Below are 15,189 nucleotides of genomic sequence, written 5' to 3' on the forward strand. Positions count from 1 at the left end.
GAACCCGGCAACCGACTTTCCACGGCCGCGTTCGCCGTGCCGGTCTCAGCCGCGCGTCGGGAGGCGGACGGTGAACACCGCGCCGCCCTCCCCCACCCCGGCGAGCGACGCCGACCCACCGTGCGCTTCCGCCACCGAGGCGACGATGGACAGGCCCAGTCCCGCCCCGCCGCGGCCGTCCACCCGTTCCGAGGTGCCCCGGTAGAACCGCTCGAACACGCGATCGCCGTGGTCCGCGGCGACACCGGGGCCGTCGTCGGCCACCTCCAGCACGGCCTGGTCACCGTCGACGTGCACCCGCACCACCGCCCGCGTGCCCGCGGGCGTGTGCTGGGCGACGTTGGCCAGCAGGTTGGCCAGCACCTGGCGCAACCGGTCCTCGTCGCCCACCACCGCGACCGGCTCCGCGTCCACCTCGAAGACGTGCCCCGGTGACGCCGCACGGGCGTCGGCCACGGCTTCGGCCGCCAGGTCCGCCAGCCGCACCGGCCGCGCCTCCAGCGGCCGACCCTGGTCCAGGCGGGCGAGCAGGAGCAGCTCGTCGACCAGCACGCCCATCCGCTCGGCCTCCGACTCGATCCGGCGCAACGCCGTGGCCAGGTCGTCGAGCCGGGTCGCGGCGCCGAACCGGAACAGCTCGGCGTACCCGCGGATGGTGGCGATCGGCGTCCTCAGCTCGTGCGAGGCGTCCGCGACGAACCGCCGCAGCCGCTGCTCGGAGTCCTCACGCTCGCGGAACGCCGACTCCACCTGGCCGAGCATCGCGTTGAGCGCGGCGCCGAGCCTGCCCACCTCCGTGTCGGCACCCGCACCCTCGACCCGCCGGGCGAGGTCGCCGGAACCGATGGCCGCCGCGGTGTCGGAGATGTCCTCCAAGGGACGCAGACCGCGCCGCACCGCGCGCAGCGACAGCAGGGCCAGCCCGACCAGGGCGACCGCGCTGGTGATCACGGCGACGTTGGCGACCCGGGAGCTCAGCTCGGCGTAGTCCTCGGTGCGCATCGCGACGACCAGGACGTCGCCGCCCTCGGCCACCCTCGACGTGCGGACCAGCCAGTCGGGGTCGACCTCCGCGAACCGCCCGCCGTCGGGGTTCCCGGCGGTCACCGGACCCGGCCACAGCGCCGCGGGCAGCGGGTCCGCCAGGTCGGGCGCCCCGCCGACCGCCGCCGTGTCCCGCACCCGGCCGTCCGGGGTCCTGACCTGGAAGAACGACGGCACCTGGCCCTGCTCCGCCGCCGCACGCAGCGGCCCGTCGACCGCCGTCGGCCCGATGCCCGCGAGCACGTCCTCGCGGAACCGGTGGCCCACCGAGGCCAGCACGTCGTCGTTGACGTCGCCCGACCAGTCCTGCAACGCGCCGAAGATCGCGCCGACCGACGCGCCGAGGGCGAGCACCAGCAGGCCCACCATGGTCAGCACGAGCCGGGTGCGCAGCGACATCAGGTGGACGAGCCCTTCCGGGGCCACCCGTCCGGGACCCGCAGGACGTAGCCGACCCTGGGCACGGTGTGGATCAGCGGCGGTTCGAAGGCGTCGACCTTGCGCCGCAGGTAGGAGATGTAGGTCTGCACGACCCCGTCGTTGCCGTTGAAGTCGTACTCCCAGACGTGGTCGAGGAGCTGCCGCTTGGACAGCACCCGCCCGGCGTTGGCCGCCAGGTACCGCAGGAGCTTGAACTCGGTCGGGGTCAGGTCGACCGGCTCGCCGTGCCGGCGCACGCGGTGCGCGTCCTCGTCGACCTCCAGGTCGGCGAACCGCAGCACGGCCCCGCCGCGCGCGTCCGGGCTCGTCCGCCGCAGCACGGTCTGGACCCGCACGACCAGCTCCTCCAGGCTGAACGGCTTGGTGACGTAGTCGTCGCCGCCCGCGGTCAGGCCCGTGATCTTGTCCTCGGTGGCGTCCCGGGCGGTGAGGAACACCACGGGCGCCCGGACGCCGTCGCGGCGCAGCCGGCGGCACAGGTCGATGCCCGAGGTGTCGGGCAGCACCACGTCGAGCACGATGAGGTCCGGCCCGAACGTGCCGACCCGGCTCAGGGCCTCGCCGCCGGAGTTCACCGTCGCGGTCTCGAAACCCTTGTAGCGCAGGGCCGTCGCCACCAGGTCGGCGAGGTAGCGCTCGTCGTCGACGACCAGGACTCGGGTCGATCTGTCGGTCACGCGCACAGTGTGCCGCAGCGCCGGCGCGTGATCCGGTTTTGACAGAGAACTCCCAGGACGGTCGCAGCGGCCCGGAAGATCCGCCTGGTGACCTGGTCGCCATGGAAAACCTGTCCAGGTTCGTGTTGGGCCGCAAGCGCCTGGTCGGCGTGCTGACCGCGGCCCTGCTGCTCGCCGGCGGCGCGGCGATCGCGCTGGTGCTGCCCTCGGTGTCCGAACGCAACGCCTACCCCGGTCTGCCCGGCTACGAGGCGAACCAGCGGATCGCCTCCACCTACGGCACGGGCGGCTACGAGCGCCCGTTCGTCCCGGTGATCACGCTCCCGGAAGGCACGACGGTCTCCTCGCCGGGCGTGCGAGCCGCGTTGGGCGAGGCGTTCGACGCTGTCGCCGCCGCGACGCACGCCCGGGTCGTGTCCTTCGCCGACACCGGTGACCCGGTGTTCGTCGGCGACGGTGGTCGCACCACGTTCGGGCTGGTGTTCGGCGGACCCGTGGAGCAGGGCGGGCTGCCGGGCAGCGCCCTCGGCGAGGGCTCCGACCTCGACGCGGCGATCGCCGAGGCCCTGCGGCCGGAGTTGCCGCCCGGCGCCGAGCTGCACGTCACGGGCCTGGACGCGCTGGCGACCGGAGCCGACGCGGGCGGGCTGAACGTGCCCGTCAAGCTGCTGGTCACCATCGCGGCCGCCGTCGCGGTGCTGGCCTGGGTGTTCCGGTCCGCGCTCGCCTTCGTGCCGCTGGTGACGGCGTTCGTCGCGGTGCCGGTGTCGTTCGTGGGCCTGCTGGTGGCGAGCGCCTTCATCGACGTGCACGAGACGACGCTGATCATGCTGCCGCTGTTCGGGATCGGCATCGCCGTCGACTACGCGCTGATCCTGGTGACCCGGTGGCGCGAGGAGCGGGCGCGGGGCGTTGAGGGTGACGCCGCGGTGCACCGCGCGATGGCCACCGCCGGCCACGCGATCGTGTTCAGCGGCGGCGCGGTGGCCATCGGTCTGATCACCATGATCGTGCTGCCGATCCCGCTGCTGCGCAGCCTCGGCGTCGGCGGCACGCTGGTCACCGCCGCGTCCGCGCTGGTCACGCTGACCCTGGTGCCGCTGGTGCTGTCGTCGGCGGGACGTCGGCTCGACCGCGTCGACCGGCGCGAGGAGTCGGCCGGCCGCTGGTGGGCGTCGTGGGCGCGGGGCGTGGTGCGGTTCCGCGTGGTCGCCGTCGTGCTGGCGGGCGGCGTGCCGGCCGCGCTCGCGCTGGTCGCGACGGATCTCAACCTCAAGGTGCCGGAAACGGCGAACCTGGCCCGGTCCGGTCCCGCGAGGGACGGGCTGTCGGCGCTGCGGGACGCGGGCATCCCGTCCGGGACGCTCACCTCGTTCGACGTGTTCGTCCCCGCGGGCACGTCCGCCGCGGACGTGGTGGCGCGGCTGCGCGACGTCCCCGGCGTGCACGGCGCGGTGACCGCCGCCGACCCGGCCTGGCAGCGGGACGGATCGGCCCTGGTGACGGTGATCCCGGCGGACGAGGGCGGCACCACCGCCGGTGAGCGGACCATCGAGCGCGTGGTCGACGCCGTGCCGCACGGGACCCTGGTCGGCGGCAACGTCACCCAGCAGGTGGACTACGTGGACGTCACCTACACCGCGTTCCCGTGGATGCTGGCCCTGCTGTCGGTGGCGACCTACGTCATGCTGGCCCGCGCGTTCCGGTCTCTGCTGCTGCCGTTGAAGGCGATCCTGCTCAACCTGCTGTCGCTGGGCGCGGTGCTCGGCGCGATGGTGCTGCTGTGGCAGTGGGGGTGGGGCACCGAGGCGCTGCTGGGCCTCCGGCCGGACGGCGCGATCGGGACGTTCGTGCCGATCACCGTCTTCGCGTTCCTCTACGGGCTGTCGACGGACTACGAGGTGTTCATCATCGCGAGGATGCGCGAGGAGTACGACCGCACCGGCGACACCACGACCGCCGTGGTGCACGGGGTCCGGCGCACCGGGCGCCTGGTGACGTGCGCGGCGCTGATCCTGTTCCTGTCGTTCGCCTCGATGGCGTTCGGCGGTGAGCTGGACGTGGCCGTCTTCTCGTCGGGTGTGGCGCTGGGCATCGTCCTGGACGCGACGCTGATCAGGTCGGTGCTGGTGCCCGCGGCGGTGGCGGTGATGGGGCGGTGGAACTGGTGGCTGCCAACGTGGGCAGCCCGCGTGCTGCGCGTGCCGGCGTCGCCGCTGCGCGAGGACCGCCTCCTCGGCGACCCGGCGTGACCCCCGGTGGTGCGTCCGCCGGTGATCACCTGCACTATCGGGGCATGCGCAGCTCACTGTTCAACCACGCCGAGCGGTCCGTCGAGCCCGGCAGCTTCCAGTTGCAGAACGACCGCATGCTCAAGGTGGACCTCACCGGCAGCGGCGGGTTCTTCTTCGCCAAGCAGGGGTCGATGGTCGCCTACCAGGGCGACGTCGACTTCGCCTACGAGGGCAGCGGCGGTCTGGGCAAGCTGTTCAAGAAGGCCTTCACCGGTGAGGGCATGTCGTTGATGAAGGTGTCCGGCAGCGGGGACGTGTTCCTCGCCCAGGACGCCGACGAGGTGTTCGTGCTCTACCTGGAGGACGAGGGCGTCACCGTCAACGGCCGGAACGTGCTCGCGTTCGAGAGCACGCTCACGTGGGACATCAACCGCGTCGAAGGCGCGTCGATGCTCAGCGGCGGCCTGTTCAACACGACGTTCACCGGCACCGGCGCGCTCGCCGTCACCGCCTTCGGCACGCCGGTCGTGCTGAACGTGGACGTGCCGACGTACGTCGACATGCAGTCCTCCGTCCTGTGGTCCACCTCGTTGCAGTCCTCGATCCGCAAGACCGCCAAGCTCGGCGCCGCCATCGGGCGCGGCTCGGGTGAGGCGTACCAGCTCGCGCTGTCCGGCCAGGGCATCGTCGTCGTGCAGGCGTCGGAAGGCCACCCGACCCCGCCCAAGCAGTGACGCGCACCGCGGCCGGGTCGTGCTCACGCCCGGCCGCGGGTCCTCTGTGGACGATGTCCGCGACGCCGTGGGGATCGCACTCGTAGCGCGACGTCCGGCGCGAGTCGTGGTGCCGACGGCGACACCGTGACCGTCACCGAACGGCGATGACCGACAACCGATCGAAGGACACCGCCCTCAGAGCCGCCGGGCGCGGAGCACGCCGGTCTGCATGGGCAGGGTGAACCCGCCCCGGCCGGTTTCCGGTCGGCTCGCGAGGAAGGCCCGGATCGCGCCGAGCGTGGCGTCGCGGTCCCGTTCCGGCATGACGAGCATCCCGGCGCGGGTCGCGAGCGTCGCGACGAGGGAGTCGGCGGTGCGGCGCTGCCCGTGCGGGAACTCGACCTGCTCCGGTGAGCCGAACCGGGCGGCCCCGGTCTCCGGAAGGTGCAGGCCCGCCGTCGCCGCGCGCCAACTGATCACCGTGTCACGCGGACCGACCGCCGCGCTCCCGGCGACCCGCGTGAGTCCCGCGACCCAGTCGACCCGGTCGTCCAGCACGTTCCACAGGCCGGCCGGCACACCGCCGGGCGCGAGCACCCTGGCCATCTCCGGCCCCGCCACGGCGAGGTCGAACCAGTGCAGGGCGTTGCCGGCCAGGACCGCGTCGACGGACGCGTCCCGCAGGCGGATCGCCTCCGCGCTACCCGCCAGGGCACGGACGCCCGGCAACGCGCGGCGCAACTCGGTCAACATCGCCGGGTCGGGCTCGACCGCGACGACGTCGGCACCCGACGCGAGCAGCGTGGCCGTCAGCTTGCCGGTGCCGGCGCCGAGGTCGAGCACCCGCCGGCCGGGCGAGAACTCCACCGCCCACCGCACCGCGGCCCGCGCGTAGTCCGGGCGGTGCTCGGCGTACGCGGCCGCCGCCGTGCCGAACGACGAGCCGAGCAGGCCCCGCTCTCCCACTGCCCCACCCCCGCCGACGTGCCCCCCCGGTTAGACCGCTTCCAGGACGAAGAACAGGAAGCTCAGGAACGCCCCGGAGGGGAACTTCGCCAGCTCGTCGGGGAACAGCTCGCGGGCTTCCGGCGCCGGGTGCGGTTCGCTGATGACGGCGGTGCGGAAGCCGGCCGCGGTGAAGGCGTCGGTCATCGCGTGCAGCGGCCGGTGCCAGTAGGTGAGCACGGCCGGCTGACCGTTGAAGCTGTGCTCGCTGGACCACTTGCTGGTCGCGAAGTAGTCGGCCGCGGGATCCACCAGTTTGACGAGGAGGGGGTGGTTGACGACCACGACCAGCCGCCCGCCGGGCTCCAGCACGCGCCGCAGCTCGGTCAGCGGTCCGGTCCAGTCCTCCAGGTAGTGCAGCACCAGGGCCGCGACGACGTCGTCGAACGCGGCGTCGGGGTACGGCAGCGGCGCGGCGATGTCGGCGACCCGCAGGTCCACGTCGTCGCCCAGTCGCCGCCGGGCGAGCTCCACCATCTTGGCGCTGCGGTCGAAACCGGACACGACGGCGCCGCGGTCGCGCAGCGCCGCGGTCACCGTGCCGGAGCCGCAGCCGGCGTCGAGGATCCGCCGCCCGGCCACGTCCCCGACCAGGTCGAGGACCGCGGGCAGGGTGTAGTAGGCGTTGAGGAGGCTGGTCTCGTTCTCCGCCGCGTACGCCTCGGCGAAGCCGTCGTAGTCGTTCTCCACGGCCACGCCGGCGGAGCTCTCGAGATTGGCAGGCATGGCCCCATACTGCCGGCGGTTCCCGACGACCCGCCCCACCCGGGACACCGCGCCGGCTAGAGGTACGAGACGAGCCTCTCGACCAGCTCCACCGGGTGGCTGACCGGGACGCAGTGCGGCCCGTCGATCTCGTCGGGCTCCAGGCCGAGCCGCTCGCGCGCGACCCGCCGTTGGAACTCCGGCGGGAAGAACCGGTCGTCCCGGCACAGCAGCACGCGGGTGGGCACGTCCGGCAGCGCGTCGAGCGGCCACGGCTCGGAGGACTCCGCGCTGACCTGCGATCGGCCGTGCGCCTGGGCCCGCGCCACGACGTCGGCCGGGACGCCGTTGAAGAACACCTCGGTGTCGTCGAGGCCCTCGGGGTGCTCGAAGCCGGTGTTGTCCCACCAGTCGCCCGGCTTCTCCCCCGGCGCGGGCACCATCCCGGCGAGGAACACCAGGAGCCGCACGGGCAGCCGTGCGCACACCAGCGGTGCGGTGAAGCCACCGTAGGAGTGCCCCACCACCACGAGGTCCCGGCGGTCGCCGATGGCGTCCACGACGGTCTCGGTGAACTCGGCGAGCCCGGCCGCCGGGTCGTCGATGGGCAGGTCGGGGGCCACGACGTCGTGGCCGCGCACGCGCAGCTCGGGTTCGAGGCGCTCGAAGTCCCGACCGCTGCCGCCCCCGCCGTGGACCAACACGAAGGTGCTCATGGCCACACCCTGCCACCCCGGGTCGCCCCGCTCCGGAGAAGGGCGGCGCACCAGTGGAAGTGGCCGTCGCCGCCATCGGCGGAGAACAGGTCGTAGGTGGTGAGGGCGTACACGGCCTGGTAGAGCGCGAGGGTCTTGACGGGGTGGCCGAGCTCGTCGGCGAACAGGCGGGTGAGGGTCGCGGTGTGGTGGTCGGCGTGGGGTCCGTACATGTCCCAGACGGCGGCGGTGACGGCGGCGTCGAACGCGGGATCGCCGGCGGTGGTGAAGAAGCCGAAGTCGAGCACGGCGGTGGGGCGGCCGGTGTCGTCCACGTGGATGTTGGGCGGGACGAGGTCGCCGTGGACGACGCTGACGGGCGGGTCGGGCAGGGCCGTGAGGGCGGCGAGGACCCGTGCCACCGTGGCGTGCAGGTCCGGGACGTGGGAGGCGAGCAGGTCGCCGTGGCGGCGGGCGGCACGGCGGACGAGGGCGGCGAGCGCGTCGGGGAACCGCGCGTGCCCGTGCCAGAGGGGGCGGTCGTCGCCCTGGACGGTGAGTTCGCGCATGGCCTCGGTGCCGGGCACGGTGGCGAGGCCGCGCAGGACCGTCAGCAGCGCGGTGGTCTCGGTGGCGGGCAGGTCGCGTTCGGCGGAGGTCATGACCGGGTCGGCGCGGAAGGGTGTCCCGGTCAGCTCCCGTTCGTAGGTGACGAGGACGCCGTCGTGGACCTCGGTGTCGAGGATCTCCGGCGTGGCGAAGGGCAGCCGGTGCCGGGCGACGTCGACGTAGACCCGACGCGTGAGGTCGAGGTCCGCCGGCGGCCGGCCGCTCCACACCTTGGCGACCAGACCCGCGTCGAGCCGGTAGACCGCGCCCTCGACCCCGGCGGCCAGCGGGCGCGGCGCGCGGTGGCCCCGGCGGACGAAGTGCGCGACCCACTCGTCGGTGTGACGCTGACGGTGTTCGACCATGACGGGAGTACACCCGCCCTCCCCCGTGCCCGCACCCGGATTTCACGGCCGACCAGTCGAGCCGCGGCACCCCGAAGCGTCCCCACGCCGAGCCGACCACGACCCCGGCGGATCACTGCGGGTTGCGGCCCAGCCGGTCGCGGATCCCGTCGACCAGGCCGTAGGCGAGGGCCTCCTCCGCGGTGAACCACCTGCCTGCGGCGGCATCCGCGGCGACCTGCTCGACGGGCTGACCGGTCTGCGCCGCGACGATGGCCGTCATCTCGTCGGTGGTCCGGGCGAGCATGTCGAGCTGCGCCGGGGTCGGGTCGGCCGGCCACGACGGCTTCATCATCATGATCTTGGCGTGCGGCAGCGCGTACCTCTTGCCCGGCGCGCCGTTCGACAGCAGGACCGCGGCGATGCCGGCGGCCAGTCCGGCGGCCCAGGTGACCACGTCGGGGCGGATGTGCCGCATCGTGTCGAAGATCGCCATGCCCGCGGTGACCCCGCCGCCCGGCGAGTTGAGGTAGAAGTGGATGTCCGCGGTCGGATCGGCCTGTTCCATGAGCAGGAGTTGGCCGACGACCTGGTCGGCCGCCGCGTCGTCGACCTCGGAGGTCAGCAGGACTATCCGTTCCCGCAGCAGTCGCTGAGCGCGGTCGACCACGCCGTGCCCGCTCACCACGGCTTCAAAGGGAAGATCATTCACCCACCTTAGGGAGCGACGGGCAACCGGCAGGACCTGTGACCTGAAGCTGTCACGCCCGGCAGAACACGCTGGTCGAGCACGGAGGGCTGCGGGACCGTCATCCCGCAGCCCTCCGTCCTCACGTGCCCGGTCAGCGCGCCGCGTGCTGCTCGGCCACCTCCGCGTCGGTCAGGGCGCGGTCCACGGCGCGGACCTCGTCGACCGCGCCGTGCCAGAAGTCGCCGCGGACGCCCGCGTACTTGGCGCGGCCGACGGCCAACGGCCCGGTGCTCACCTCGTCCGGCCCGATCGGGATCGCGGCCGCACGCACGCCGTCGACGTACAGGCGCGTCTCGCCCGCCGCCTCGTCACGCACGCCGACCAGGTGATACCAGCGGCCGAGCTCCGGTGTGGCGGCCAGCGTGGCCCGCCGGCCGCCGGGCACGCTGAACGCCCACCGGCCCTGCCCGTACTGGAGGTAGAACGGGTTCTCCACGCGCCGGCCGTCCTGGCTGACGGCGGTGGCGTAGTTGCCGGGCAGCGAGTCCATCCGCACCCACGCCGACACCGAGTACGAGCCGGTGGTGTCGAGCACCGGTCCGGTGGTCTGGGCGTAGTCGCCGTTCCCGTCGAACGTCAGCGCCTGCCCGCGCACGCCGGCCGTCCACGCCGCGTCCCCGGTGAGGGACAACGGGTTCGGCGCGCCACTCGTGTCGTCGCCGTTGCCGTCCAAGGACCAGGAGCCCTTGCCGTCGTACGTGCGCTCGGCCGCCGCGGCGCCGGCCGCGACCACCCGCCTGTTGATCTCACGCACCGGTCCCGGGTCGACCTTGATCTCCCGCCGGTCGTAGGTCCACAGGCCGTTCAGCTCGGTCTCCACGTCGGTGATCTGCGTGTAGACCGACCCGGACAGCTCCGCGCCGGCCGCGTCGAGGTAGAACGTCTCGGTGTTCGACACGTACTTCGCGGTCAACGCGGCCTTGTCGGGCACGCCGCTGTAGATCACGGCCGGCGCGCCGGGCCACTGGTGGCCGGGCGTGCGCAGGGTGAACCCGCCGTGCTCGCCGTCCATCGCGACGCGGGTGGCGTCCGGCCAGGCCGGGTCGGTGTTGTTGTAGTCGTGGTGGTCGATCACGTCACCCTTGCCCGAGTCGCCCTTCGACGCGCAGCAGTTGACGCCGCTGTGCGCGTTGACGACCCGGGACGGGTCCGCGGCCTTGACCGACTCGGTGATGCGGCCGGTCTCCTCCCGGTTCCACTCGCCCCAGCCCTCGTTGAACACGACCCAGCCGATGATGGCCGGCGAGTCGTGCAGCTGCTCCATCGCGCGCCTGCCCTCGGTCAGGAACGCCTGCTGCCCGGTCTCGTCGGTGACGTTGACGTTCACGAAGTCCTGCCACACCAACATGCCGAGCTGGTCGGCGTGGTAGTACCAGCGGGCGGGCTCGACCTTGATGTGCTTGCGCAGCGCGTTGAACCCGAGGTCCTTCTGGGCCTTGATGTCCCACGCCAGCGCCTCGTCGCTGGGCGCGGTGTTGAGGCCGTCGGGCCAGAAGCCCTGGTCCAGCATGGCCAGGGAGAACACCGGCTCGCCGTTGAGGACGAGCTTCGGGAAGCCGGCCACGGTGCGCACACCGATCGAACGCATGCCGAAGTAGCTCTCGACCTCGTCCTTGCTGCGACCGTCCTCCAGGGTCACGTCCAGGTCGTACAGGTACGGGTCGTCCGGGCTCCACAGGCGCGGGTTCGGCACCGGCAGGGTCAGGTCGGTGTTCGGCGCGCCGGTGACCGTGCCGACCTTCGTGCCCCGCTTGTCTCGGGCGGTGGCGGTGACCCTGGCGTTCACCGAGGCCGTCGAGGACGACACGTGGACGGTGAGCGTGCCCTTGGTGATGTCCGGCGTGGTCTTCACGTCGTCGATCGCCTTGTCCGGCACGGGCTCCAGCCACACGGTCTGCCAGATGCCCGAGGACGGCGTGTAGACGATGCCGCCGGGGTTGCGGGACTGCTTGCCGATGGGCTGGTTGTCGCCGGTGGTGTCGGTGACGGCGACGATCAGCTCGTGCCTGCCGCCGCCGCGCAGGGCGTCGGTGATGTCGGCGGTGAACGCGGTGTAGCCGCCGGTGTGCTCGGCGACGAGCGTGCCGTCCACCCACACCCTGGCGTGGTGGTCGACCGCGCCGAAGTTGAGCTTGAGCCGCTGGCCGCGGCCGACGCGCCAGTCGCGCGGCACCTCGAACTGGCGGCGGTAGAACATGTGGTCCTCGTGGCGTTCCAGCCCGGAGAGCTGGGACTCCACCGGGAACGGCACGGTGATCCGCTCGGGCAGCGCGCGGCCGAACGCGGGCTGCTGCCCGGCGGTGGCGGCGGAGAACTCCCACCGGCCGTTGAGGTTGAGCCACTCGTCGCGCTCCTGCTGGGGGCGCGGGTACTCGGGCAGCGGGTGGTCCTCGTCGAGTTCCTCGCCCCACTCGGTCAGCAGGCGTTGGGTGGAGGTGTTGGTCGCGCTGCGGATGATCCGCGGCACCGTTTCCGCGCCCACGACCAGGCCGCCGCTGCCGTCGTAGGTGACCCGGACGCGTTGCGGCTTCTGGATGGTCGCGCCGAGCTTCACGATCACCTTGGTGCGGTCGCGCCGGTCGACGGCGGCGGACTCGATCGGGAACGGCACGGTGTCGACCTCGACCTTGAGGTGCGACTTCAGGTCGCCGAGGGCGGTCACCGGCTGGTCGAAGGCCGCCTCCAGCCGCCGGCCGTCCGGTGACACGGTCAGGCCGACCGGGTAGACCGGGAAGTCGGCGGGCGGGAGGAACGCCGTTTCCGGCACCGGATGCTTGGCCAGCGTCGGCGTCGACCAGCGCAGGCGCAGGTTCGCGCCGCCGACGTCCTGGAACAGCTCCATCCGGAAGTCGTGCCGCTCGCCCGCGACGAGGTGGACCGGCGCGCTGTGCTGCTCGACGTCCCAGTCGCCGACCCAGTGGTCGATGACCGGCGCGCCGTCGAGGAACAGGCGGAAGCCGTTGTCGCCGATGGCGTGGAAGGTGTAGTCGCCGGTGGCGGGCGCGGTGAGGCTGCCGGTCCAGCGGGCCGTGGTGTGCTCGGTGCGGCCGGTGAGCTGCTGGAACGTGCCGGTCAGGTCGGCGAAGTCGACGTTCGGGTCGAGGGTGGCGCCGCCGGACTCGGCGAAGTCGCGGGCGCCGGGCGCGGACATCCGGAAGTACTCGCCCTTGAGGCCGTGCGCGGGCGGCGCGGCGGCGGTCGCGGTACCGGCGAGGACGGGGGTGAGCAGGAGTGCCAAGAGCAGGGCGGACAGCCGTCTGGCGGCACGGGGCATGGAACTCTCCTCGGGGCTCGGCTATGAGGCCCATCACAAACGCCGTTCATCTATCCACAAACCCCCGCAGAAGACAACAAGAAGCCTCACATTTGGGAGCGCTCCCACAGCGTCACCGCTCAATCCCACACAAAGGTCCGAACCATCGCGGACCTCCCGAGCCCGCTGGAGGCCGGCGTTCGGCGGCACTCCCTGTTATCCGAGGCGGCCTCGGTCCGACTCCGAGCGGAAGGCCTGTCCTAGTAGTCCAGTTCGAAGTCGCGGTGGTCGTCGGGGTCGACCGCCGCGACGAGCTTGTTCCCGGGCCTGAGGCTGGGGTGGTACCCGGCGTCGTGCTCGATCTCGAACTCGGGCACGTCCGGGCCGCTGATCCGCAGCCGGACGCGGACCGTGGAGTCCTCGCTGATCGGCTCCATCGACAGGACCTCGGCGGTCGCGGGCAGACCTACCTCGTCCAGGCGCAGCAGCCGCCGCTTGGCGCGCGCGATACCGCGCCACACGGCGATGCCGAGCGGCAGCAGCACCACGGTGAGCACGATGCCGACGGTGCCGCCGTCGTTGGCCGCGTAGACGATCGGTCCGGTGACCATCAACGCCAGGGCGAAGAGGTGCAGGATCACGTTGTTGCCCCGGTTGGCCCCGCGTACCTCGACGAACCCGTCCTCCGCCATCCCCGCACCTTAAGCGGGCCGTGCGGCGCGGTGGGCCGGGTTGGGGCGAGTGCGGCCGGACGGCGGAGGGCGCGAGGGGACCAACACCAGCCGGCTAAGCCACCGCGGAAACCCCTTCTACGCCGCGCACTTGTCCTGTCCCGGCGAGAGGGCGGCCCGCACCTCCCGGCTCAGTTCGCCGCTGCGCACGAGTTCCGTCGCCTTCTCCAGGTCCGGGGTCAGGTAGCGGTCGTCGACCAGGGGCGCGATGTGCCGCCGCACGGCCTGGTGCAGCCGGTCCGTGCCCCGGCCCAACGGGAACGCGGCCATCTTGTCCTTGATCAGGTCGATCCCCTGGGCCGCCATCAGCACGTGCACCGCCAGCACCGTCTCCAGGCGGTCGAGGTTGGCGTGCAGGGCGCGGACCGAGGCCATCGCCATCGTGTTGTGGTCCTCCTGCCCGAACTTCGCCGGCCGGGACAGCGTGCCGGCGGGCGTGGCCAGCTGCTGCATCTCCGGCACCAGCGCCACCGCGACGGTCTGCGCCTGCACCATGCCGGAGTTCAGCCCGATCTCGCCGCCGGCGAGGTTGGCCGGCAGGTGGTAGCTCCACTTCTCGGACAGCAGCCGCGCGGACAGCTCCTGCGACAGCACGCCGAGGTCGGCGATCTGGGCGTTGAGCGAGTCGATCTCGTGGCCGAGCAGCGCGGCGTCCCAGTTGCCGCCCATGACGAACTCGTGGCCGCCGCCCGGCTTGGCGAACACCAGCGGGTTGGACGTGGACGCGTTCGCCTCGCGTTCGACGTGAACGCGGGCGTCGGTCAGCCGTTGCCGCAGCGCCCCGACGATGTGCGGGGTGGCGCGCACCGACACGGCGTCCTGGATGCGCGGACCCTCGTCGCTGATCGCCTTGCGCCCCTCCTCGGTCATCCACCCCGTGCCGCAGATCAACGCCCTGGTGACGCGGGCGGCCTCGACCTCGGCGGGGATGCGCCGCTCGTCGTGGGTGCGGGCGTCGAACGCGCCCTGTTCGGCCCTGGTCGCCTCCAGGAACAACGCGAACGCGCCGTCATAGGTGTCGAGCAGCCGTTCCGCGCGCACGACCGCGTCGACGTACCGCGCGGTGACCACGCTGCTCCCGCTGATCAGCGGCAACGCCTCGCCCTGCGCCAGCTGGAACGTCGGCGCGACGCCGGCCGCGGCGAGGATCTCCGGCGCGGGCGCTTCCCGGCCCTGGAAGCGGGCGGGCGCGGGCTCGCCGGTGAGCACCAGGCCCGCCGCCGCCATCGGCTGGAGGTCGCCGGTGCCCAACGACCCGATCTCCGGCATCCGCGGCGTGACGCCGGCGTTGACCAGTTCCAGGATCCGGTCGACGAACTCCGGCCGCACCCCCATCGTGCCGCGCGCCATCGTGTTGGCCCGCAGCACCAACGCCAACCGCGCCACCCGGTCGTCCAGCGCGGGACCGACACCGGCGGCGTGCGAGCGCAGCACCCGGCGCTGGAACTCCACCCGGTCCGCCTCGGGCAGCGGCTGGTCCTTCAACGGGCCCAACGCCTGGTTCCACCCGTACACGCGCTGCCCGGCCGCGAGCGCCGCCTCGGCGCCCTGCCGGGTCTTGACCATCTCCTGGCGGGACTTCAGGCCGAGGCGGACGGTGACGCGGTCGGCTTCGAGCACCTCCACCAACCGCGACCAGGTCAACGAGTCGCCGTCCAGCTCCAGCGCGGGCGCGTGCTGCCGGGTCGCCACGTCGGCCGGCGCGGCGGCCGTGCTCGACACCGTGACGGCGCCGACGGCGAGGACGACCAGGAACCGCCACGGGACCTGCATTCGCGCTCCTACCTCGTTCGAGGACCGGGTTCTCGCCCGGGATCCTGGCACCGGAGGCGTTCCTCGGCCGGGCGTGCGCGCACGAACCGAACGATCGGGTGATGCCCACGACGTGCACCGCTGATCACCCGGCACCTCACAGCAGACGGGTGCGGACGCTGGTGTCCCGGCATATCTTCGGGACGGGGAACCCGGCGCGGAACCGGCAGTC

Annotated in this window: 12 protein-coding genes; 2 read left to right on the forward strand and 10 right to left on the reverse strand. The window is 72.8% G+C overall.

Going from position 1 to position 15,189, the window contains the following annotated elements:
- Nucleotides 1-45 precede the first annotated feature (45 nt).
- Together ABTZ99_RS06490 and ABTZ99_RS06495 are read right to left on the reverse strand one after the other, a co-directional pair.
- Nucleotides 46-1,443, reverse strand: a complete 1,398-nt coding sequence (locus ABTZ99_RS06490) for a sensor histidine kinase (protein ID WP_499608697.1) — start codon at nt 1,441-1,443, stop codon at nt 46-48.
- Nucleotides 1,443-2,162, reverse strand: coding sequence for a response regulator transcription factor (locus ABTZ99_RS06495; RefSeq protein WP_499608699.1), 720 nt, complete (start codon nt 2,160-2,162; stop codon nt 1,443-1,445). The genes ABTZ99_RS06490 and ABTZ99_RS06495 overlap by 1 nt, the downstream gene beginning before the upstream one ends.
- 101 nt (nt 2,163-2,263) lie before the next feature.
- Between ABTZ99_RS06495 and ABTZ99_RS06500 the strand changes: the two genes are divergently transcribed.
- Together ABTZ99_RS06500 and ABTZ99_RS06505 are read left to right on the forward strand one after the other, a co-directional pair.
- Nucleotides 2,264-4,414 (forward strand): MMPL family transporter, encoded by a 2,151-nt coding sequence (locus tag ABTZ99_RS06500; RefSeq protein WP_499608701.1) that lies wholly within the window; start codon nt 2,264-2,266, stop codon nt 4,412-4,414.
- Nucleotides 4,415-4,458: 44 nt separating this feature from the next.
- Nucleotides 4,459-5,130 (forward strand): AIM24 family protein, encoded by a 672-nt coding sequence (locus ABTZ99_RS06505; RefSeq protein WP_498780870.1) that lies wholly within the window; start codon nt 4,459-4,461, stop codon nt 5,128-5,130.
- A gap of 177 nt (nt 5,131-5,307) precedes the next feature.
- Here ABTZ99_RS06505 and ABTZ99_RS06510 read toward each other — a convergent pair whose 3' ends face one another.
- From ABTZ99_RS06510 to ABTZ99_RS06545, 8 genes are all read right to left on the reverse strand, one after another.
- Nucleotides 5,308-6,078, reverse strand: coding sequence for a class I SAM-dependent methyltransferase (locus ABTZ99_RS06510; protein ID WP_499608703.1), 771 nt, complete (start codon nt 6,076-6,078; stop codon nt 5,308-5,310).
- A 30-nt stretch (nt 6,079-6,108) separates the two neighbouring features.
- The gene (locus tag ABTZ99_RS06515) at nt 6,109-6,843 is read right to left on the reverse strand and encodes a class I SAM-dependent methyltransferase (RefSeq protein WP_499608705.1); all 735 of its coding nucleotides are present in this window, start codon (nt 6,841-6,843) and stop codon (nt 6,109-6,111) included.
- 56 nt (nt 6,844-6,899) lie between these two features.
- Nucleotides 6,900-7,538 (reverse strand): alpha/beta fold hydrolase, encoded by a 639-nt coding sequence (locus ABTZ99_RS06520; RefSeq protein WP_499608708.1) that lies wholly within the window; start codon nt 7,536-7,538, stop codon nt 6,900-6,902.
- Nucleotides 7,535-8,491: a phosphotransferase family protein gene (locus ABTZ99_RS06525; RefSeq protein ID WP_499608711.1), complete on the reverse strand. Its 957-nt coding sequence runs from the start codon at nt 8,489-8,491 to the stop codon at nt 7,535-7,537. Before ABTZ99_RS06525 ends, ABTZ99_RS06520 begins: the two co-directional genes overlap by 4 nt.
- 112 nt (nt 8,492-8,603) lie before the next feature.
- Nucleotides 8,604-9,182, reverse strand: a complete 579-nt coding sequence (locus ABTZ99_RS06530) for a ClpP family protease (RefSeq protein WP_499608714.1) — start codon at nt 9,180-9,182, stop codon at nt 8,604-8,606.
- A gap of 130 nt (nt 9,183-9,312) precedes the next feature.
- Nucleotides 9,313-12,495: a LamG-like jellyroll fold domain-containing protein gene (locus ABTZ99_RS06535; protein WP_499608717.1), complete on the reverse strand. Its 3,183-nt coding sequence runs from the start codon at nt 12,493-12,495 to the stop codon at nt 9,313-9,315.
- 239 nt (nt 12,496-12,734) lie between these two features.
- Nucleotides 12,735-13,166 (reverse strand): hypothetical protein, encoded by a 432-nt coding sequence (locus tag ABTZ99_RS06540; RefSeq protein ID WP_499608720.1) that lies wholly within the window; start codon nt 13,164-13,166, stop codon nt 12,735-12,737.
- 117 nt (nt 13,167-13,283) lie between these two features.
- Nucleotides 13,284-14,978, reverse strand: a complete 1,695-nt coding sequence (locus tag ABTZ99_RS06545; RefSeq protein WP_499608723.1) for an HAL/PAL/TAL family ammonia-lyase — start codon at nt 14,976-14,978, stop codon at nt 13,284-13,286.
- Nucleotides 14,979-15,189 lie beyond the last annotated feature (211 nt).

This window comes from Actinosynnema sp. NPDC002837 (assembly GCF_040295345.1).
Lineage (GTDB): Bacteria > Actinomycetota > Actinomycetes > Mycobacteriales > Pseudonocardiaceae > Actinosynnema.